Here is a 21,868-nt window from a genome sequence, read left to right on the forward strand (position 1 = left end):
AATTAATCTTTTATACTTTATTATTCCGCCGCATCAAGCGTAATATCCAACTGATTGCAGTTTTATTTATGCAAGTTCTTTCCCTTTTGTTTCAGGTGCCCATGCAATGGAGACGATTGTTCCAAGTAATAATACAGCAGCTAAAATGAGCATCGTATTTGATAAACCAAGTTTAATAATTAATGTAGGCAACAGGAATGTACCAAGTGCTGAACCAATGCGGCTGCATGCTGTCGCTACACCGACACCAGAAGCACGCAATTCCGTTGGGAAACTTTCTGCTGGATAAATTCCAACTAAATTGTTGATTGCAGAGATGAATAGTGTATATACAACAAATGCTGCAATTAACAGGAAGCTCATACTTTGTGGAATAATGCCAAGTAATGCAAGAGATACAAAACAAATAATAAACGAACTGATTAAGAAGCCTCTTCTTGAAAGCTTCACTGTTAAATACATTCCTACAAATGCACCAAGCAGTAAGAAAATATTTAAGATGATGTCAGCCGTGTGTCCTTCTTTCATATTAAAATAATCCAAAATAGTCGGCAGGAATGTAAATACAGAGAAGTATGGCAGTACAATACAAGCATAAAATAAGCCATTAAACATTGTTAATCGAATATATTTTTTGCTGAATAAATGACCAAGGCTTAATTGTTTTGTTTCCTTTTCTGTTTTTAGAACGACATTTTCACCTAGATGTTTTTCAACAATTGCTTGTGCTTCGTCCACTCGCCCTTTGCTGACTAAATATTTTGGGGACTCTGGTGTTCCGATACGCAAAAAGAGTACGAGCAATGCTGGGATTCCAGAGGAAGCAAGCATCCAACGCCATGAAACATCTGCATCTAATAAAATCATTCCAACGATGCTGGAAAAGACATAACCAATTGTAAAGAAAACGTTAAAGGTTCCGAGTAATGTTCCTCTATGACGTTTTGGAGAGAATTCGGCTAACATGGCTTGCCCAACCGTGTAATCTCCACCTAAACCAAAACCAATCGCAAAGCGCAAGAAGAACAGTGTCCATACATTTGGAGCAATAAATTGTAAGAACGATGCTAATGTAATTAAAATAAAACTAAATAAAAAGATTTTTTGGCGGCCAATATAGTCAGAAGCCCATCCTAATAAAAAGCTTCCAAAGAATAAACCGATTAGTACAGAACTTCCTAACAGCCCTAAATCAAATGCACTTAAGTTCCATTGTGCTGCTAATGACAGCAATGCAAAACTGATAATACCGATGACATACCCATCTGTAAAATGTGCACCAAATGTTAAGGAAGCTGTCTTAACATGGAATTTTGTTATGGGTGATTCATCCATTGTAATTTTCTTGTTTTTTTTCTTCATCAAATCCACCTTTATAAAAATGTATACTCAACAAGTGATGATTATCGATGCTATAATGATACATTTTCCTATATTAGGGATTTATATACGATAAAGTGAGATTTCAATTAGCAAGTGAACTGTGGGATACATTCACTTTTTTCGAGCATCCTGTAAGATATATTGATTGTGCATGAGCAGACGAGTTAACTCACGCAAACCAGAAAATCGGTTTTTTTGGTTTGCGTGAACTAACCAAGTGTTTAATTTTGTATTTAAAACAACACTTCAAATAAGATAAGGAAAAAAGTTAGTGATAAATCATTAATAGTGCTTGGATAACCATCTTTGTTGAACAAGAGGTCTATTCTCTTGCTACGAACTATTTAAACATTAATTGATTAATTATGCAAAAAATATTCAATGTGAAAATGGCTGTATCCATTGCTGTGACAGGGATAAAAAAATTTAAATTTTTTTATGAAGAAGCAGATTTTTATTGATTTTACTAGCTTTTGTGAAAGGAAGATGTGATTAGTTTTTGAATGAAGCTATAGTTGATTTTAGAATGAAAAGAGAGGAGAAATGAATGAAAAATGAATAAATTATTTTAATATTTAGATTTTTTATCCAAAAAGTCGTTGTTATCGACCTTTTGGATCAGTCTTTTTCATGGCTGTTTTCTCAAAGCTTGTTGTTTTTCACATGAAAAATTGGAGAAGAAGTGCTCAGCAGCCTGAATACACGTAGACTCCTGTGGGAATGCGAGAAAGACGAGACCCCGCAGGAGCGTATGCGACGAGGAGGCTCGACGCTCGCCCACGGAAAGCGAAGTGTATTCAGGCTGCGCGTTTAAAAGCAACATTCTATATGAAAACAGCCTTTTTCATAAAAAGTTTCATAGATAAAATGTATGCTAATGAAATGAAGTAAAGGGCATAGGAATTAATTTATTTTTTAATATCTAGTTGACAGGTAGGAATAATACGATATATAATTCTGTTTAATTAGAAAACAAAATAAATTGCTGATCGGTAAACCGAAGGCATAACCTTAATATCTAGGAGGGTTATGCCTTTTTAGTAACATGTTATTATTTTCACTTTTGTCTTAATATTTCATATTATTTATCGAGGTGTTTGTTATGAGAAAATTAATTATTTTTGCTTTTATTGGCTTGCTTGCACAATTAATTGACGGCGCATTGGGAATGGCTTATGGCGTTACGTCTTCCTCTCTGTTATTAGCTTTTAGCATCGCACCGGCAGTTGCTTCTGCTTCTGTTCATTTAGCAGAAGTGGTAACTACAGCTGCTTCTGGAGCATCTCATATAAAGTTTGGCAATGTAGATAAGCAAACGGTTTATCGACTGATTATTCCAGGGGCAATCGGAGCGTTTTTAGGAGCTACATTTCTGAGTAATTTACCAGGAGATTTGGCAAAACCATATATATCTTTATTTCTGCTTGCTTTAGGGGCTTATGTTCTTATCAGATTCTTATTTAAATTCCGCCCAAGTGAAGAGAAAAAGGGTATAACGCTAAGTCGAAAACAAGCAATTCCATTAGGTTTAATCGCTGGTTTTGCTGATGCAACAGGCGGCGGCGGATGGGGGCCAATTTCTACTCCTATATTGCTGTCTCGTAAAGGAATGAGTGCCCGAAAAGTGGTTGGTACTGTTGATACTAGTGAATTTGCGATTGCAGTTTCAGCTTCGCTTGGTTTCTTTATTTCCTTAGGTTGGGAAGAAGTAAACTGGCTGTGGGTTGGTGCATTGATGATAGGTGGAATTATCGCTGCTCCAATTGCTGCGTGGCTAGTTCGGAAAATTCACGCACAACTAATGGGTGTTCTTGTAGGTGGGTTTATTATTCTAGTGAATGCAAGAACTTTAGTAACGACATGGATTGAGAACGCAGCGGTTTATCCATACGTTTATATAGGAATTGCTGTTCTATGGATTGTGGCAATTGTTTATACAATATTTAAGATAGGAAACGTCAAAAAAAACAATCCAGTAAATATTAATAGCTTAGCTGACTAGAAAACTAGAGGCTCCCTGATCTAAACGGGGAGCCTTTATATATAGGTTTTTTTAAAAAAATAGCATTTAAATATGGGAGGGGTCATTGTGTTGACGAATATTCACAAATCTTATCTTGAATTAAAACCTTTTTTTAATGGGAGAGTTGTATCTGGAAGAAAACTCGGAAGACAAATAGGTTTTCCAACAGCAAATATTGACGTAAATGTAGACTGGTTGAATAATGGCGTATATGGAGTGGCTGTGACACTAGATGGCTCAACCTATTTAGGTGTGATGAATATTGGAGTGAAGCCAACCGTTGATGCCAATTTAAAAAAGACAACAGAGATTCACTTAATAGATTTTCAAGAAAATATATATGAGAAAAAAATAAAATGCAGCGTGCTGTTTCACATAAGGGAAGAGAAAAAATTTGATTCATTAGAGCAATTAAAGCAACAAATCAAGGAGGATGTAATATATGCAAAGAAACATTTTAAACTTAAGGGACTACTCACAACAAACAAGGAAACCTACTTTGCTAGAAAACGAGTATTTAAATCTTCCTGATTTATCCTTTTATAACAAATGCAATCAACAATTTCGTATAAATCGAGGAGTTTATAACACCATTGATAATTGGTTTTATGACTATGGTGTGATGAATATTGTATATAGAAGAATCTATATGTTAGCTTTTTTTGATTTTGTGAAAGACAAAAACAGTGAGTCAAGCTCTCAGAAATTTATTAAATTTGGGCACGGTGGACTCACTTTAAGACTTAAGGAGTTTACCACTACATATCTAAATGATAAAAAACTATACTCTATAAAATAAAATAATTAGCAAACTGTAGTAGCAATTTCTTTATAGAATGCTGCTTTTTTTATGTTATAGAGGGTGTACGATAACTAAAAGTGAAGGGGTGGCGCTTAAACAAATTGATAAGGCTGTTCCAAATGTTAATTGATATTATTATCGTTTAAATACAAATAAAGTTATTTAAAAACGCCTTTATGTTATTCTATAATCGGGCTTATATTCTTGCAAAAGAGGATATCCTGATTTGTACTCTATTACAATCATTATAAAATGAATCGAAAAATATTTTAAAATAGGAGATTAACATATCGATGGACCATCTTTCCAAAATAACCCCATCTAGTACCCAAGTGTTAGGTCAAGATGCTGTGCTTGCTGCTTTAGAACAGTCATTAGCAATGATTGAATTTGATCCTTATGGAAAGGTGCTTTGGGCAAATCATAATTTTGCATATGCGATAGGTTATAGTGCTGAGGAACTACCTAATATGCATCATCGTGAATTTTGTACTTCGGCATTCGCTCAAAGTCCAGAATATGATGCTTTCTGGGAAAGTTTCCGAAATGGAGAGTCTTTTCAACAAAAAATACAAAGAGTAACTAAGCAAGGAAGTACTATCTGGCTTGAAGCAACTTATACACCAGTTTTTGATGAAAGAGGATCAATCTAAGCAGTCATTAAAGTCGCTACGGATATTACAGCTCGTGAAGTTGGAACTTCAAAGGTTACATATGAATTACAACATATGGCGGAAAATCTAAAGGAACGTGCGGAAGAAGGCATTACCCGCAGTCAAAAAGTCGCCTCTGCAATTATGCAAATGGTGGAGCAAACCAATGAAAACATGAGGGTTTTGCAATCTCTTAATATTCAAACTGAAGCCATTCGAGGTATAGTGAAAACCATCAGTGAAATCTCCTCGCACACCAACTTAATGGCTTTAAATGCGGCAATTCAAGCAGCTCACGCTGGCGATTATGGACGTGGATTTAACGTTGTTGCAAACGAAGTACGAAAGTTAGCGAATCAAGCTAAGGAAGCGACTCAAGAGGTACATTCTAATGTAGAGAAAATAACGGAACAAGTGCAAAATATTAGTACAGGAACCAAGCATTTAGACAAGACTATTTCTGAAAGTCATTCTCGTATCGAACAAGCAGTTCATGAATTTATTGGTATTGGCAAAGCTGCCAGTCAACTTGATAAACAAGCAAAAACTTTAGTAGATCAGCAGCAAGGACAACATTAGTTTAGTAAGAATCCTTGCTCTTTTTCTTTGACTGTTTTCGTATGGAATGTTGCTTTTAAACCCGCAGCCTGAATACACTTCGTCCGTTTAGCGAGCGTCGAGCCTTCTCCTTCTCGTCGCATACGCTCCTGTGGGGTCTCGTCCTTTCTCGCATTCCCACAGGAGTCTACGTGTATTCAGGCTGCTAAGAAACACTTTTCCAAATGTTTTTTATGTAAAAAACAACAAACTTTGAGAAAACAGCTTTATCTTTTAACAAGCTGTTGATATGAATTAAATAAAGTAGGGTATGTAAGTCGACTTAAAATAAAACAGGTGAGTGTTGCAGAAGCCATTATGGCAAATATGATGAGCAGCTGGAATTTTACTGCTTGTATCGGACTAGCACCGCCAATAATTTGACCAGTCATCATGCCGGGAAGCTGAACGAGGCCGATTGTTTTTTGACTTTCTAGTGTTGGAATCATACTTGTCTTGATGGCTGACTTTAAAGTATGATGAATGGCTTGTTTGGATGTACCGCCAAGTGCAAGAATTAATTGAATTTCTTCTCTGCGACTATCTACCTCAGCATGCAGTCTGTTTAAAAATAAGCTGGCAATAACCATTGAATTTCCGATAATCATGCCGCTGACAGGAATAATGTATCTTGCTGTTGGAGGAATGATTTGAATACTTAAAATAATTCCTTGTGTAATGGCTTCTACAATTGCCAGGGTGATAAACACTCTCCAAAATAATTGAAACCCTTGCTGCTTTTTCTTAACAATATTTTGTGATGCTACAGTTAACATACAAATAAGTATTAAGATAATAAAAATAGGGCTGTTTGTGTCAAAAATAAACGACAGCACATAACCAATGACCAATAATTGTACCGCTGCACGAACGCTGGCGACAACTATATCTTTTTCAAGGCCGATGCGGAATGATTTCGATAAAAATAACGCAATAAACACGAAAATAATCGTAAATAACAAAGATAGATTGCTCATAATGATGCCCCCTGTAAAAAGGCCTGTGTTTCGGGGTGCTTAGGATTTGTAAAAAATAATGTAGGGTCGGCACTTTCAATTAGTTTACCGTCTATCATGAGCCATACTTCATCTGCCAACCGTTTTGCTTGGTCGAGATTATGAGTGACCCAAATAATCGTTTTGTTTTGTTCTTTATTCAACTGAACAATAAGTTCTTCGATTTCATGAGCAGCCGCAATGTCTAAAGCAGACGTAATTTCATCTAAAAGCAGAATATCAGAAGGATTGGATAATGTACGAGCTAATGAAAGTCTTTGTTTTTGTCCACCTGATAAATCTTTGGCGTCTCGGTCTAATAAATTATGTGGAAGTCCTGTTAAAGAACAAAGTTGTTCAGGAGAAAGATGCTGTTTATTATGCAGCTTTTGGACAATTAACATATTATCACGAACCGTTCCGTCAAGAATGGGAGCTGATTGAAAAGCAATTCCTACTTTTTTTCGCAGTTCCGTAACATCCCACTTTCTGATCTCTTTTCCAAATACGTAAATTTCTCCTTCATCAGGTGTATGAAGCAAGTTGCACATCGAAAGAAGCGTGCTTTTTCCCGAACCTGAAGGACCAACAATCATAACGAAAGAACCTTGCTTAACTTTGCCTGATACTCCATTTAAGACGGAATAAACTTCATCATTTTCAAGATAATTCTTTTTTACTTCTGTAAATGCAATAGCTGTTTGAATATGTTCATTATTCATAATTGCTCCTTTTTTAATCAGATTTATACAAACATTTTATCACAATTAATAAGGGTGGCAGTCCCAAATGCTTTTACACACTGGAGGACTGCCACCCTAACTATTGCTATTTAATTGATTGAACGAAAGTGTTTGATTTTAATATTTTTAAAGGTAGCTGTGCCGCCTTCAGAAAAGAGGCTGATGCCTTTATCGTTTAATTCCGGGAATATCTCACTTGAGTATGCAACTTTCCCATCATCTACAAACACTTCGATACTCGTTTTATCGACGAGGATCTTTAAGTGAACGTTCTTTTTGCTTGCATCAAATGGTGCCCTGCTTTCAATATTTTTATTGCTTTGATCGGGCTGCCCAGTTTGCCCTCTGTTCACATAAGAGTTTGACCCTTCTGTAAAAATACCAACATCAACATGACGTTTTTTGTCAGCTGATTCTCGAAGCCTTAATCCTATGTTCTTGGCATCTTCCCAAGAAATATCAGCTTCAAGTTGATACGCATCCCCTGTTACATCAAGTGTTTTTGAACCATTCACCTTAATTTCTTTGAAGGAATCCGTTGAATTCGTTAATTGATTCAATGCTTCAATAGGCTGTGACGTCAACGTATATGCACCGTTGTCTGCTTGTACTAATTTTATTTGACGAACAATCGAATCCAGTCCGTTAAAACCTTCTTTTAGCGTTGGCGTATTATGCGGATAATCCCAATTATTCATCCATGCCAATGCATAACGATGGTTGGATGGATCACTGTCTTTTCCTTCTTCAAATGTTACAGCACCATACCAATCAAAACCATAATCCAACCATTGAGGTTCTGTATGGTCCGGGAAAAATGCTTTTCCATCAAAGTTTCCAGTCCAATATGCGTACGTATTTGGCTTTCCTCTCGATTTTCCATTTGCGCTTGCACCAAGCACCCATTTAAAGGTACCGTCATTCGCACGCATCATATATAGATCTGGACACTCTGTAATTCCGATATTTTCTGTCATGAAACTACTTGTATAATGCCATTCTTTTAAATTATAAGACTCATAAAAACCTATTTTTGATCCTTCTGCCATTGTCATCACCCATTTGCCTGCTAGGTGATCCCAAATGATTTTCGGATCTCTAAAATCCTTCGTACCTGGATTTGGCATAATCGGATGATCACTGTATGATTTAAACGTTTTTCCTTTGTCTGTACTGTACCATAAATATTGTTCTTGCTTTCCACCATCAGCGGATGGTTGTGTTACGATGGCCACAAGTGCTCCTTTTCCGAAGCCTGCCGTATTATTTTTGTCCACTACGACAGATCCTGACCATGGATCACCATTTTTATTTGTATATTTAGGAATGGCCACTCCTTCATCTTTCCAGTGCACCAAATCCTCTGATGTTGCATGGCGCCATTCTGTCCCGTTCCCTTTCGGATAATCCCGATTATAAAGATAATAGTAATGATACTTTCCATCAAAATAAATCGGCTTCTGAGGATCGTTCTTCCATTTATCCGGTGTTGTAAAATGGTACGTTGATCGATAGGTCGGCTTTTCATGAGTTACTGGTTTTACTTGCTTATTATCTTTAGTATTTTTATTATCTTTATGATTTGCCATTAATCCTATGACAATTACTAGACCGAGAAACACGGTAAAAATAGCTACCCAAATAGATGCTTTCTTATTAAATTTAAATGCTCGTTTTTTCAATTCGATTCACCACTTTGTTTTTTTGCCTTATCTTGCTGCGATTAGATGAGGGTCCCAAAAGTACCTGGTATACTCTCCAATTACCTAGAATATAGGAAAAAAATAAAAAGGTATCGATCTAATGAAGGTACTTGGAACTTTGTTTTCATTCATCTTATAAAAAGAAAATGCCAATATACGGTTGGCATTTTCTTTTTATATATTTAACTCATTTGTTGCTATTACTTCTTATCGTTTTCTTCAACTGTTAATTGCCCTTGTTCTAAGATGCTATCTTTTACAACTTCAGTTTTTGATCCATTAATGTTCAGTAAGAAACTTGGAGCAAAAGTAGAATGTTGATCTTTAAAGTAACCTCTATTTGTCATGTAGCTTGTTACTACTAGATTATTATCTTTATTCTTGTTTGGTGTTACAAAGTGAGCGTAGTTAAATGTAACATCATTAGGATCAAGAGCATGATGTAATACAAGTCCAGTTCCATTTAAAGGTTTATATTCTCCAGTTAAGGAATCTGCCACATAACCTAACATATAAATATCTTTGGAACCAATTCCATCAACGATCATTTTAGATCCTCTAGTACTTGTGAATAAGTACCATTTTCCGTTCATTTCAAATACGTTCGCACGTTCAATTTCATCCGTAACTGTATTAGATGCAAGCAACGGCTTCATTACTTTTTTCATCGTATAGTCATCATTTAGTTCAATGATTCCTAGTGCACCGTTAGCAATTTCAGCATCCTTCTTTTTAGGATTTTGCATTAATTTATTTTTCTCTAATTGGAAGAAGGCTTCACTTTTTCCATAGTAAGCTTTATTATACAGAGATTCTGCTCCTTGGTAGCCAACTTCTGTTCCTGTATTTGCTTCAAACACAAGGTATTTTTTACCGTTTTCTTCAACGTAGTGAGGATCTCTTAATGTATGATTATCAGAGAAGTCTCCACCGCCGAATGCTTGGTCAACTGTTTGGTAGTATTTGCCGTCTCCATCAAAGATCGATTTGAAATCTTCTACGCCATTAATCTTAAGCGTGTCAGAATCTGGTTGAGATACGTTGACTTGCGCCGTTGTTAATGTTTGTTTTCCAAAATCCCCATTTTCTGGTTTGAATTCATGACGATTTGTATAGAATAAGCGAACTTTTCCATCAGAAGTTAAAGTTGCAGAACCTGACCACTCTTCTGATTGTTTGTTTAGAATAGGATCATTTGGACCTAATTTATCAGTAGCTTTAAATACTTTACCAGCGTTTTTCCAATTTTTAATAGAATTATCGCCTACTTTTTTATAGAACATGTAAATAAACGTGTCATTTGGGTTTTTAGGATCTCCTGCTAAACCAAAAACGATTTCATATCCATTATATTCTGCTACTGTTCCATCAGCGTTTTGTAATGGCCAAGTATCCCATACATCTAAATCTATTGGGTTGCCATTATTATCAAAGCCTTTTGCTGAAGGGATATTTTTTATCGTTGATGCATCAAATGTCGGCACTTTAAATTTTTCCAGCTTTTGTTGTATAGACATTTTTAGCATATCACTTCGTTCAATATGGGAAATGCCGTAACTTTCTTTGAAATCCATACTGTCTTTTTCTTTCGCAGAAGCTAAAGATCCACCTCCTACTAGTAAGGCTGATGCAAAGGTTACTGCTGTTGCTTGTTTGAAAATCTTTTGGATGTTCATACATTTCTCCTTTTCCCAAAAAGTGTATCTAAAAAGTTAGTTGCTTTTTAGACCAAGAAACTGCATCTGTGTCATTTATTTAGGTAGGATATATATTGCTAAATGAAGAAGATTCATCTTTTTAAATTGAAATAAAGTGTCACTATGGAACATTGACTTCTATTATTATGATGTGTAATGAAAATCTAGCTCCTGATGGTTCGATGCACAATGTGTCACTCTATATATGAATCTATTCATTTAAGCATGTTGAAGTTTGACAATAATCCTAAACAAACTGACAAGCTGCTGTTACAACTCAAGATTACGTTGATAATGAAACATCGTCAATTCGACCAAATGTAACAAATTTCGACTTTTTCTTCTTTACCCTAAAATATAACTAGGACGAATAGAATTCATTCTATTACTTTTATAACAGCCATATTAATTTTGTAAAAATGATTAGCGAGCAAAGATTATAGCTGCTTTTGGCTATTAAAGATTTATTTATTTGTGTATTTAAAAGTTAAATTTATCCTTTTTTTAATAGAATAATAGGGTGGGTATATTTTCTAAACGTAGGTACTTATCCTTTTTTTATATTTATGTTTTCCTATTTCATCCATATCCTTCGTTTTATTATGGAAAAAATAGGGGTTATGCACATATGTTAATTAACTTACTATTCATATTGAAATTAAAAGTTTAACTTTCAATCTCTTATTAACTTATTTTTTCTTGTAATAATTCCGTTATAAAACGCAGTATAAAAGATCTAGGTTGAAATATAGTGAAAATCAGTACTTTTAGCATACAAAAAAATGAGCTAGAGTGTCTTTTTTCACTCAAGAATTAGATGGAAATGCTAAAATTATGCTCACAAAAAAAAGAGAGCAGCCGATTGCCTCTTTTTTTTGGTCAAATTATAAATATTGTTATCTATTTTTATTATCGACAAACACTGTCATGTTGATTTCTCGCTGTAGTTTTTTTGGTAACTTTTCAAATACTAATGTATAGGAATGAGCAATTAACAGTTCCCATAATTCATCTGGAATAGTCGAATCAAGATAAATAGAATTCCAGTGGGTTTTATTCATATAATAACCTGGAATAATCCCTTCATAAATTTCTCTCAATTCCTCGGCACGTGCAGGGTCGCATTTTAATGTGATAATAGGTTTTCCTTGAGAGTCACCACCTATCATCGCAAACATTTTCCCACCAACATGGTAACGATCTGCTTTCCAATCTACTTGATAGTCATGACTAGCCCCAGTTTGTTTAAGACAATACACTTCTAGTGTAGGTTTGTCCAAAGTATAACACCATCCTTTTTCAATCGATTTTTCCTAATAGTATTTTAACTAAAAAAAGGAAATGTTGGAAGGGGAGTGCCTGTCAGTAAACAAAAAATGGATAACACCGTGAACTAGAAAAGAACTCCCGTTATATTCTAAAATTTCATGAACTTATTAAAACGCTTAATTTGATGGCATTAGAGACATTACATCTCTAATGTTAAGAACAAAAGTCATAGAGCTGAAAAAAAAGGGTATATAAAACAGAGCCTGATTTTAGAATGTTTTGGGACTTAGATGGAGATCCTTAGGTGAGAGGGAAGAGGCTAAAAGCCCTTCCTATTTTAAGATTCGGGAATAATGGCAACGCCAACTGTTCGAATTGGTGCATCTTGTTTATTGTTTTTAAAGTATTTAACCACCAGATCGTTTAATTCATTTTGAAAGTTGTTAAAGCTTTCATCATCAAGCTTTAATTCTAAAAGGGAAAAGGTTGACCCATCTTCTGTCGAACCTTTTTCTTCTAGTGAAGAAAGATAGTTTTGATATTGATTCATCAGTGATAATTGATAATAAGAAAAATAGTCTAATTTTTTTTCGGTGGATAATTTTTTCCATTCCTCTTTGCTTATCTTTGCCTCTTCCTCATTTAAAGAATAGTATTTTTCTGAAACGGATCTGACTTTTTTTTCTTTAATAATACGAATAACTCCAGAATCAAGTAAAACTTGTATATGTCTATAAAGTGTTGCTTGAGGTACATCTTTAATAATTTTTACCATTTCTAGAGGAGTTAGCCCATTTTCTTTGTTTCTCATTAAAGCTTGAGAAATCTTTATCCTAACTGGGTGCATTAAAACTTCCGCTTTATTCATGATTTTTCTCCTTACAATAAAGTGAATATGCCATTAATGATAATATTATCATTATAAATAACAGAGGGAATTAACACAATATTATAAGTAACAAGGAGGAATGGTTTGACAATTATATTATTATTATCAATAATGATAATATAATTGAATGAAGGAGTGAAAGATATGGAAGTGCATTACGGATTGAACGGTGTTGATTTTTTGTCATTTCTACCGATTGTTTTACCGGTGCTTGCAATTGGAATAGTATTAATTTTAATCGCTTTAATTGATTTATACAGGCATCGTAAAACGAGAAAAAATGTTTTATTGTGGGCGTTTATTATTATTTTTGTTAATATGCTTGGTTCAATTCTGTATTTCGTTATTGGCAGAAAGGATAGTGGCAGAATATGAAATTAGAAATTAAACATGTTACGAAAAAATTTAAAGAAAAAACGGCAGTAAATAATTTTTCGATGGAATTGCATTCAGGAGAATGTGTCGGATTGATAGGACCAAATGGTGCTGGCAAATCGACACTAATAAAAGCTATGTTAGATATTATTGATCCCAATGAAGGTGAAGTTTTACTTGATGGAAAGAAAATTTCAAAAATGAAAAAGCAAATCGGCTACTTGCCGCAGTATCCAAATTTTTTTCCATGGATGACTGCTCAAGAAACTTTAGTTTTTATGGGGCAGCTTTCTGGAATAAAAAAAGAAGAAGTAACCAGGGCTATTCCAGAATTAATGTCGAAAGTAGGGCTAAGCGGGGAATTGAATTCAAAGGTTGGAACTTTTTCAGGCGGAATGAAACAAAGGCTGGGAATTGCACAGGCGTTGTTGCATAAACCATCTTTGATTGTAATGGACGAACCAGTATCTGCATTAGATCCCATTGGAAGAAGAGAAGTACTGAATATTATTCAAGAAATGAAGAAGGAGACAACAATATTATTGTCCACTCATATTTTAAGTGATGCAGAAGAAATATGTGAAAGATTTGTCATGATGAAAAATGGTAGAAAGATAGAAGATACAACATTAACTGCATTATTAAATAGGAACAGCGATCAGAAAATTAATATGGAAATGACGGAAAAAAGTCAAAAATGGATGGAAATAGTGAAGAACTTAAACTATGTAAAAAGTATTGAAGTATTAGGTAATAAAGTAAAAATAGAGGTCGAAAATATAGACCAGAATAAAAACATGCTGCTCGCTAGTGCACTGGAGTATAAGGTTGATTTAATAAGATTTGAAATAGATAACGATACATTAGAAGAGATATTCTTAAAATTGGTGGTGGAAAAATGAATAGTTTTACTGTATTAGCGAAAAAGGAATTTGTTCAGATAGTACGGGAATTTAAAGTTATTTGGCTGCCTCTAGTATTTATTTTTTTAGGGATAACGCAACCAGTTGTAAGTTACTATTTACCTTCTATATTAAAAGCAATAGGCGGTAGCCAAGGTATCACCATTGATCCAAGTATCGCTGCTCAAAAGGGTGGGGAAGTACTTGCTAGTACATTAGGTTCCCAGTTTGATCAATTAGGCATTATCATTATTATTGTTTCTATGATGGGAGTGGTACAGTCAGATAAAGCAAACGGTATGCTATCTTTTATTTTTACAAGACCTGTAAATGTTATGGAATATATAAGTGGAAAAGTCATTTCTAATTATCTGTTTATTGCCTGTAGTGCAGCGTTAGGGTATACCGTTTCCTATCTGTATGTTAATTTGTTATATTCCAATGTGAACTTTTCAGATTTTATTTTGGCTTTTATGTTTTATTTAGTATGGGTTTTGTTTATCGTTTCCTTCACGACAATGGTTAGTACTATTTTTAATAGCCAAGGTATTATTGCATTAATATCTATTGTATTTCTACTTGGCTGTAGAATTGTAGTTGGAATAAGTCCTGTTATAGATTATGTGAATCCAGCATGTATGAGTAAACTTGCTATGAAAGTATTAATTTTAGGAACAGTTAATATAGAAGTGATAGGAAATGTATTAGTGGTACTTGTATGGGTGGCGCTAACAATTATAGTAGCGAATAGATGGATTTCTAAAAAGAAATTTAATCAAGAATAGATGGAATAGTGATCTTATATTAAAAGCAGGAGTATTTACCATTAGGCTATTTTCTCAAAGTTTGTTGTATTTTACATAAAACATTTGGAAAAGTGTTTCTTAGCAGCCTGCATACACGTAGACTCCTGTGGGAATGCGAGAAAGACGAGACCCCGCAGGAGCGTATGCGACGAGGAGGCTCGACGCTCGCCCAAGGAAAGCGAAGTGTATGCAGGCTGCGCGTTTAAAAGCAACAATCTATAAGAAAACAGCCTACCATTAAAAGGTGATTACTCCTTTTTGAATATTTTCCTCCTTATAATAGAAACAAGCAATAAAAACATAGGAATGACGGTGAAAATGGATGTTGTATAGTATGGACTGATGGTTTCTAGAAATTTATTCAGTTCCTGTAAATTTGGAGATACCCATTTACCAAATAAAAGGACAATAAAACTGAGTGGGAAGACGAGTGAACGATAGTTATTTAGCCCGATCCATTGAGCCGTTCCTAATACAAGTGCATAAAAAAAGAGGGAGAGCTTAATAAATACCCCCGTTACCCATATGACAATTACAACGGATTCAATATGTTCAAAAAAGGGAGGAATCTCCACGTATTTGAAAACAGAAAATACTGGATAAGAATACGTGGCTAAAGAATCTCCAAATAAAAATAAGGTGACTAAGTTGATGTAAACCATCGTTATCATCGCAAATAAAACTGCGAATAAAACTGGTTTTACCCCTTTTTTATTATCTGTAATATAAGGAAGTAGCATGGAAACTAGAAAAACTTCACTGAACCATACTTGAGGTATTAGAGCACCTTTAATAGATGGAAGTATCCCATTTTCCATTATTGGAAGTAGGTTATTAAATTTTAAACTGGGCAGTAGTAGTATGAATAAAGATAATGGAAATAAATAAATGGGTGCGAATACCCCTGCAGCTCTCCCGACAATCTCTACTCCCCCTCGTACAGCAAATGCACAAACAAGAATCATGCTTCCCATAATGATAATGGAAGGTGTTTCAACAAGAAAGAGACTATTAATGACATTTGCGTATTCGATAGAAATCAAGCCAGATGCATGTAAAAAATAAAATAAAAAGATAAACCCAATCGCCTTTCCAATAATTGTTCCCGTAATTTGAGGAGTGTACTGAATAATCGTTTTTTTGGGATGAATTTTATTTAACTGATAGACAATAGCAGCTGTTAATACCCCATTAAGTGATGCCCATATTGGTGACATCCACATATCACGATTTGCATGTTTTTCTGTAACTGCTGGAACAGTGAGCAAAGCAGTGGATATGATTAACATTACGACGATAATTGCCATTTGAAATGAAGAAATTTTTCCTTTTTCAATCATTATTATTTGACCTCGTTGGTTTTTATTACAAGCATTAATAGTATTTCACAAAACAGGATGAATATTCTTTTGTCATTGTTATTTAGTTGAGTCGGCAGGGTACGAATTCTTCAATATTTAGGGGGAGTATTTCCGTATTTTAGGAACTGAATCAGGGAATAAATATGAATAATGTTAATTCGACAAAATCTGTATTGACACTTCTTCTATAATCTTATAAATTACATGAGTATGTTTTTAAAGTTTGTTCAAAAAGTTCGGGAACCATAGCGGTCGAATCTCTTTGTAGTCGTCACTGCAATCCTCACGTATGGACTTCGTGACTTCCTCGTCTCGACCTTCTCCGCTTTGATTGTCTTCTTTTGAACACACAGTATAAGGAGGAAAATATGGGAACGCAGAATCACACGCAGGTTAAAATTATAACAGCAGATCCATCCGCATTAGGATTGTTCGGTCTTGCGATGGTAACACTTGTAGCATCATCACAAAAATTAGGCATAACGGAAGGTGTTTCGTTAGTATTGCCATGGGCTATTTTTTTAGGTGGAATAGCACAGCTGATTGCAGCATTACTTGATGCAAAACACAATAATATTTTTGGAACAACAGCATTTGGAGCTTTCGGTCTGTTTTGGTTTGGAGTAGGAACTACTTGGTTGCTTCAACTAGGAGTTTTTGGCGAAAAGCTTGCTGCAAATGTAGATATGAAACAACTTGGTTTTGCTTTTATTGGCTATTTGATTTTCAGTTTGTTTATGACAGTAGGGGCTTTAGAAACAAATAAAGTATTATTTGTTATTTTCGTTTTTATTGATTTGTTATTTATTGGATTATCTTTAAGTTCCTTTGGCATTATGTATGAAGTAACTCATATGATTGCTGGCATAGCAGAATTGTGCATCGCCCTATTATCTTTTTATGGTAGTGCAGCTATTGTGTTAAACACACATTTTGGACAAGTTGTCCTGCCGCTTGGAAAGTCATTTGGCATTTTTAAAAAATAATAAAAAGGTGAGTCTTCTATTATATAGTAGAAACTCACCTTTTTTAGTTAGGCTTTTGCTTCTAATTTTGCTTCTGCTTTTACCACACTGCCTGCACGAAAAAATATGATAGAAAAAATAAACGTTATAGCTGTAAATGCAGTGACGGCAAGAAAATAGTTAAAGTGATGATATAGTTGACCGGCAATCATTATACCTATCGTGGTGCCTATGTACATAAGTGAATTAGATAATGAAGCAATCGTTCCTCTTGCAGTAGCAGATAAAGATTGCAGTAAACTCATCATAAGAGGAAATAAGATGCCTGCTAAAAAGAATAAACAGAAAAAAGAAAGTTCAACAAGAAAAATATGATGATAAAAAGGTAGACAAAAATATAAAATGCCCATCAGGAAAACTCCGCCTAAAAGGGAAGTAGACATGCCAATTTTATTAATATATCTGCTTCCGAAAAAGCTTCCACAAAAATTGCCTAACCCTAATATAAACATAGCGCTGCCTATTTGACTGACATTAAAATGATAAGCATCACTCAGCCATGTTCCTAAAAAGCCAAACGCACCAAAATTCCCTGTTTGAAAAAGAAAATAGGCAAAAAATAATGTTGCTGCTTTCGGATGGGAAAATAAAGATCTGTATCGTTGAATAATAGATTCTCTATTTTCGATATTCTTATTAGGTTCCATGGAAGGCATGGTGAACACTAGGAATAAAAGAAGGATAAAGGAGCATCCAGATAAAATAAAAAACGGCATATTCCATGAAAAAGAAGCAAGATAGCTGCCAATAGGCAATCCAATTACTTGGGAGATTGCTAATCCTGCAGTTGCGATTCCCATGCTTTTTATTATTTTTTCGGGAGCAACTAATAATGGAATAGTAGCCCAAATTTGAGGAGAAACAAATGCTGCACTTACTCCTGCGATAAATCTCATCGAACACATTAGCCAAAAACTCGATGCGAATCCACATAATAAAGTAGCGATTGCAAAACTAATCATTCCGTATATCATTACTTTTTTTCGGTTAAGGTTATCGGAAATTGGACCGGCTATCAAAGCAAAAGCAGCATATCCTAACGCATATGAGCTGACCATCCAACCTGAGATATTTGTTGGTACATCATAAAGATCTGAAAGTATAGGCAATAAAGGCGAGAGTAAAAATGTATCTGTTCCTATTACAAACATAACAAAGAAAAATAAAGCAATTATTTTATTCATGGGAAAATCTCCTTTAAATAGTTTTAAAACTTTGAAACTATTGAACGAATTGTTAGATAAAGGCTTTTTTCGTATAGTTGTTGCTTTTAAATTCGCAGACGGAATACACTTCGCTTTCCGTGGACGAGTGTCGAGCCTCCTCGTCGCGTACGCTCCTGTGGGGTCTCGTCTTTCTCGCATTCCCACAGGATTCTACGTGTATTCCGTCTGCAGAGTACTTCATCTCCAATTTTTTATGTAAAAAACAACAAACTTTAAGAAAACAGCCTAGAAAGGGCACAAATTAGAAGCCAGCCAACAACGAAGAGATTAGCCGCCTTTCATTTGATGCCTTTTTGAACAACCTATTAAAGAGTTTCTAAAAAATTGGGTAAATACTTTTCAAACGTTTCTAAGTTTAGTTGTACATATTTTGTTCGAGAATCTTTACGGACAATTGTTAACTTTGCTTCTCTTAACGTTTTAAAATGATAAGAGGCAGTTGTTTTTAAAATATCACACCTTTCACCAATTTCTCCACAGCTTAACTCTTTGCCACTTAAATAAAGCGTGCGAACAATCGCAATTCTTGATTCATCTGATAAAGCTTTAAAAATTTGTACTCTTATTTCATCATCTAATTGTTTTATATTCATAAAACTATGGTATTATATAGAAATTTTAAAATCAAGTATTTTTTCCAATTTATTGTTTGACATCAAATGAGGGATAACATATGGTGTTATCCACTGAATATTCTGTCTATTTATCTTCTTTTAGAAAGAGAAACTGATTTTAGAGGTGATAATATTATTCTCTCTTTAAAATGTTACTATTATTATTTTTCTACCATCTACATAAGAATAATAAAATTTCTTTAGTTAATCGAAAAAAATAATAAAAAGAATGAATTTTATTTTTAATTAATAATAAATGAAAAAATTAGGTGGATGTAAAAAGTTTTACTAACAAAAAGATATATAAAAATAATTTAAAGGATGCTTAATAGAGTATATAAAAATTAGTTGATTTATATAAAGTAAATAAATATCAAGTGAATGTAAAGGAATAGTAAACGTGATCAAACTACAATATAGTATTTTAAATTATTTTGAAATACTATAATTGTGTTAATTTTGTTTAATGGAAAGTGATTTTTTATGGGTGAACTTACGATTTTTTGACAAAAAAAATTCAAAAAGTTGCAATTTTTTTATAATATAAGCCATTTTACGAAAAAATTGTCTTTACAATATTTGAGCACAGTATTATATTAATAAACAAAACTATTGTATTTTCAGAATAATGTTTATATTTTAAAAAAATGTTTTTTAGAGTTGGATATAATTATAAGAAGTTTTTAAAAATGAATAAATGTAACTAGGATTTTTGTTGAGGTGAGTGAATGGTTAAACATGCGTTGTTAGAAGTGGAAGGTTTAAAAACTTATTTTCAAGTAGATAAGCAAAGGGTTGCTAAAGCGGTTGATGGAGTTAATTTTTCCATTAATCCAGGTGAAACGGTGGCACTGGTAGGAGAGTCTGGCAGTGGTAAAAGTATTACATCGCTCTCTATAATGAAGCTTGTTGGAAAACCTGGGAAAATTAGAGAAGGCCAAATCCGATTTGATGGAAAGGATATCGTTCCTTATACAGACAAGCAGATGGCAAAGCTTCGCGGCAGTGAGATGGCAATGGTATTTCAGGAGCCGATGACAGCATTAAACCCTGTATTTACCATTGGAAATCAACTTATAGAGACAATAAAAAAGCATAATAAGCTTTCGAAAGAACAAGCACATCAAAAAGCTGTAGAGATTTTAAAGACAGTTGGATTTCCTAGAGCAGAAGAAACAATGAAAGAGTACCCCCATCAATTATCGGGCGGCATGCGTCAGCGGGCTATGATAGCGATCGCCATTTCATGTGAGCCGAAACTTCTTATTGCAGACGAACCTACAACAGCACTGGATGTAACAATACAGGCGCAAATTCTTGATTTATTAGATGAAATGAAAAAGAAATTTAATATGGCAGTTTTACTTATTACACATGACCTTGGAGTAGTTGCGGAATATGCTGATCGTGTAATGGTTATGTATGGCGGTCAAATTGTAGAGCAAGCCGATGTGAAGGAATTATTTACAGAGCCAAAGCATCCTTATACAAGCGGTTTATTAGAAAGTCTGCCAAACCTTGATGATGATGTGGATAGACTTGGCGTGATTCAAGGAACTGTTCCTCCTGCATATGATTTTCCTGTAGGCTGCCGATTCTCTGATCGCTGCAAATTTGTAATGGATAGATGTAGGGAAAGCAACCCACAACTTCTAGAAAAAGAGCATAACCATAAGGTTCGATGCTATCTGTACGAATAGGGGGAGTTAGAATTCATGTCATTATTAGAGCAAGATTTAGTCAAAAAAACAGAGAAAGACTACATACTGCAAGCAGAGAACATTAAGAAATATTTTCCTATTAAAGGGGGAGTATTAAAAAGAACAGTCGGCCATGTAAAAGCAGTAGATGGTATATCCCTAAATGTAATTAGAGGAGAGACATTAGGTCTAGTTGGTGAGTCAGGTTCTGGGAAATCTACACTAGGTAGAATCATTTTGCGCTTGTTAGATCCTACAGAAGGAAAAATTGTATTTGAAGATCAAGATATTTCTACTATTAGCAACAGAAAGATGCGTCCAATACGAAAAGATATGCAGATCGTGTTTCAAGATCCTTTTGCTTCGCTAAACGGAAAAATGAGTGTACAAGAATTAATAGAAGAGCCCCTTCTTGTCCAAACGAACCTATCAAGACATGAAAGACAAGAAAAAGCTATTAATCTATTAGAAAAAGTAGGTTTGCGGGCAGCTGATCGTGTAAAGTATCCACATGAGTTCTCAGGTGGGCAAAGACAACGGATTAGTATTGCACGTGCATTAGCACTAAACCCTAAGTTTATTGTTTGTGATGAACCAGTATCGGCACTTGATGTATCCATACAGGCACAAGTTCTAAATCTAATGGCAGATTTGCAGGATGAATTTAACTTAACCTATCTATTTATTGCTCATGATTTAAGTGTGGTTAAACATATAAGTGATCGTGTAGCAGTCATGTATTTAGGAAGAATTGCCGAAATAGCACCGAAAAAAAATCTTTATGATACTCCGCTTCATCCATATACACAGGCGCTGTTGTCTGCAGTTCCAACAACGAACATACATAAGAAAAAAGAAAAAATTATTTTACAAGGGGATTTGCCAAGTCCGTCCAATCCTCCATCGGGATGTTCATTTAGAACACGCTGTCCAAAGGCACATGAACGTTGTGCAATGGTTCGTCCTGAGTTAATGGAAGTTGAAGAAGGACATTTTGTTGCATGCCACTTATACAACAAAGAAGATTAATCATTTTTTGTCTATAAGGAGGTGGTGCGTTACTATTCTTGTGTTCACTATATAATGAAAAAATTTTAAAAGGGGG

At 34.5% G+C, this 21,868-nt stretch carries 20 protein-coding genes; 10 read left to right on the plus strand and 10 right to left on the minus strand.

Going from position 1 to position 21,868, the window contains the following annotated elements; genetic code table 11:
- Positions 1–66: 66 nt before the first annotated feature.
- Positions 67–1,362, minus strand: a complete 1,296-nt coding sequence (locus tag ACTXGU_RS18870; RefSeq protein WP_443483077.1) for an MFS transporter — start codon at positions 1,360–1,362, stop codon at positions 67–69.
- Positions 1,363–2,485: 1,123 nt separating this feature from the next.
- Between ACTXGU_RS18870 and ACTXGU_RS18875 the strand changes: the two genes are divergently transcribed.
- From ACTXGU_RS18875 to ACTXGU_RS18890, 4 genes are all read left to right on the plus strand, one after another.
- Positions 2,486–3,385, plus strand: coding sequence for a sulfite exporter TauE/SafE family protein (locus ACTXGU_RS18875; protein ID WP_443483078.1), 900 nt, complete (start codon positions 2,486–2,488; stop codon positions 3,383–3,385).
- Between the two features lie 87 nt (positions 3,386–3,472).
- The gene (locus tag ACTXGU_RS18880) at positions 3,473–3,937 is read left to right on the plus strand and encodes a riboflavin kinase (RefSeq protein WP_443483079.1); all 465 of its coding nucleotides are present in this window, start codon (positions 3,473–3,475) and stop codon (positions 3,935–3,937) included.
- 564 nt (positions 3,938–4,501) lie between these two features.
- The gene (locus ACTXGU_RS18885) at positions 4,502–4,861 is read left to right on the plus strand and encodes a PAS domain-containing protein (protein ID WP_443483080.1); all 360 of its coding nucleotides are present in this window, start codon (positions 4,502–4,504) and stop codon (positions 4,859–4,861) included.
- A 75-nt stretch (positions 4,862–4,936) separates the two neighbouring features.
- On the plus strand, positions 4,937–5,440 hold the full coding sequence (locus ACTXGU_RS18890) for a methyl-accepting chemotaxis protein (RefSeq protein ID WP_443483081.1): 504 nt from the start codon (positions 4,937–4,939) through the stop codon (positions 5,438–5,440).
- A 245-nt stretch (positions 5,441–5,685) separates the two neighbouring features.
- Here ACTXGU_RS18890 and ACTXGU_RS18895 read toward each other — a convergent pair whose 3' ends face one another.
- The 6 genes from ACTXGU_RS18895 to ACTXGU_RS18920 form a co-directional block, all read right to left on the minus strand.
- Positions 5,686–6,435 (minus strand): ABC transporter permease, encoded by a 750-nt coding sequence (locus ACTXGU_RS18895; protein ID WP_443483082.1) that lies wholly within the window; start codon positions 6,433–6,435, stop codon positions 5,686–5,688.
- Positions 6,432–7,175 (minus strand): ABC transporter ATP-binding protein, encoded by a 744-nt coding sequence (locus ACTXGU_RS18900; protein ID WP_443483083.1) that lies wholly within the window; start codon positions 7,173–7,175, stop codon positions 6,432–6,434. Before ACTXGU_RS18900 ends, ACTXGU_RS18895 begins: the two co-directional genes overlap by 4 nt.
- A 110-nt stretch (positions 7,176–7,285) precedes the next feature.
- A complete protein-coding gene (locus ACTXGU_RS18905; RefSeq protein WP_443483129.1) occupies positions 7,286–8,785 on the minus strand; it encodes a glycoside hydrolase family 32 protein in 1,500 nt (499 codons plus the stop codon).
- A gap of 314 nt (positions 8,786–9,099) precedes the next feature.
- Positions 9,100–10,575 carry a glycoside hydrolase family 68 protein gene (locus tag ACTXGU_RS18910; RefSeq protein ID WP_443483084.1) on the minus strand — a complete coding sequence of 492 codons (1,476 nt, stop codon included), beginning with the start codon at positions 10,573–10,575 and terminating at the stop codon, positions 9,100–9,102.
- 917 nt (positions 10,576–11,492) lie between these two features.
- On the minus strand, positions 11,493–11,876 hold the full coding sequence (locus ACTXGU_RS18915) for an MmcQ/YjbR family DNA-binding protein (RefSeq protein ID WP_443483085.1): 384 nt from the start codon (positions 11,874–11,876) through the stop codon (positions 11,493–11,495).
- A 326-nt stretch (positions 11,877–12,202) separates the two neighbouring features.
- A complete protein-coding gene (locus tag ACTXGU_RS18920; RefSeq protein WP_443483130.1) occupies positions 12,203–12,736 on the minus strand; it encodes a helix-turn-helix domain-containing protein in 534 nt (177 codons plus the stop codon).
- A 162-nt stretch (positions 12,737–12,898) separates the two neighbouring features.
- Between ACTXGU_RS18920 and ACTXGU_RS18925 the strand changes: the two genes are divergently transcribed.
- The 3 genes from ACTXGU_RS18925 to ACTXGU_RS18935 are packed head-to-tail and all read left to right on the plus strand — an operon-like array spanning position 12,899 to position 14,816.
- A complete protein-coding gene (locus ACTXGU_RS18925; protein WP_443483086.1) occupies positions 12,899–13,129 on the plus strand; it encodes a PLDc N-terminal domain-containing protein in 231 nt (76 codons plus the stop codon).
- Positions 13,126–14,031 (plus strand): ATP-binding cassette domain-containing protein, encoded by a 906-nt coding sequence (locus tag ACTXGU_RS18930; RefSeq protein WP_443483087.1) that lies wholly within the window; start codon positions 13,126–13,128, stop codon positions 14,029–14,031. The genes ACTXGU_RS18925 and ACTXGU_RS18930 overlap by 4 nt, the downstream gene beginning before the upstream one ends.
- The gene (locus ACTXGU_RS18935) at positions 14,028–14,816 is read left to right on the plus strand and encodes an ABC transporter permease (protein WP_443483088.1); all 789 of its coding nucleotides are present in this window, start codon (positions 14,028–14,030) and stop codon (positions 14,814–14,816) included. Before ACTXGU_RS18930 ends, ACTXGU_RS18935 begins: the two co-directional genes overlap by 4 nt.
- Positions 14,817–15,085: 269 nt before the next feature.
- Here the strand turns inward: ACTXGU_RS18935 and ACTXGU_RS18940 are convergent, their stop codons facing one another.
- Entirely contained in the window at positions 15,086–16,177 is a 1,092-nt protein-coding gene (locus ACTXGU_RS18940) for a GerAB/ArcD/ProY family transporter (RefSeq protein WP_443483089.1), read from the minus strand.
- Between the two features lie 389 nt (positions 16,178–16,566).
- Between ACTXGU_RS18940 and ACTXGU_RS18945 the strand changes: the two genes are divergently transcribed.
- Positions 16,567–17,184 (plus strand): acetate uptake transporter, encoded by a 618-nt coding sequence (locus ACTXGU_RS18945; protein WP_443483090.1) that lies wholly within the window; start codon positions 16,567–16,569, stop codon positions 17,182–17,184.
- A gap of 47 nt (positions 17,185–17,231) precedes the next feature.
- Here the strand turns inward: ACTXGU_RS18945 and ACTXGU_RS18950 are convergent, their stop codons facing one another.
- Both ACTXGU_RS18950 and ACTXGU_RS18955 read right to left on the minus strand, forming a co-directional pair.
- A complete protein-coding gene (locus tag ACTXGU_RS18950; RefSeq protein ID WP_443483091.1) occupies positions 17,232–18,407 on the minus strand; it encodes an MFS transporter in 1,176 nt (391 codons plus the stop codon).
- 347 nt (positions 18,408–18,754) lie between these two features.
- The gene (locus ACTXGU_RS18955) at positions 18,755–19,042 is read right to left on the minus strand and encodes an ArsR/SmtB family transcription factor (protein WP_443483092.1); all 288 of its coding nucleotides are present in this window, start codon (positions 19,040–19,042) and stop codon (positions 18,755–18,757) included.
- A 749-nt stretch (positions 19,043–19,791) separates the two neighbouring features.
- Here ACTXGU_RS18955 and ACTXGU_RS18960 point away from each other — a divergent pair.
- A complete protein-coding gene (locus ACTXGU_RS18960; protein WP_443483093.1) occupies positions 19,792–20,763 on the plus strand; it encodes an ABC transporter ATP-binding protein in 972 nt (323 codons plus the stop codon).
- 15 nt (positions 20,764–20,778) lie between these two features.
- Positions 20,779–21,792 carry an ABC transporter ATP-binding protein gene (locus ACTXGU_RS18965; RefSeq protein ID WP_443483094.1) on the plus strand — a complete coding sequence of 338 codons (1,014 nt, stop codon included), beginning with the start codon at positions 20,779–20,781 and terminating at the stop codon, positions 21,790–21,792.
- The last annotated feature ends 76 nt before the right edge of the window (positions 21,793–21,868 follow it).

It is taken from the genome of Niallia sp. 01092 (genome assembly GCF_052318935.1).
GTDB lineage: Bacteria > Bacillota > Bacilli > Bacillales > Cytobacillaceae > Niallia.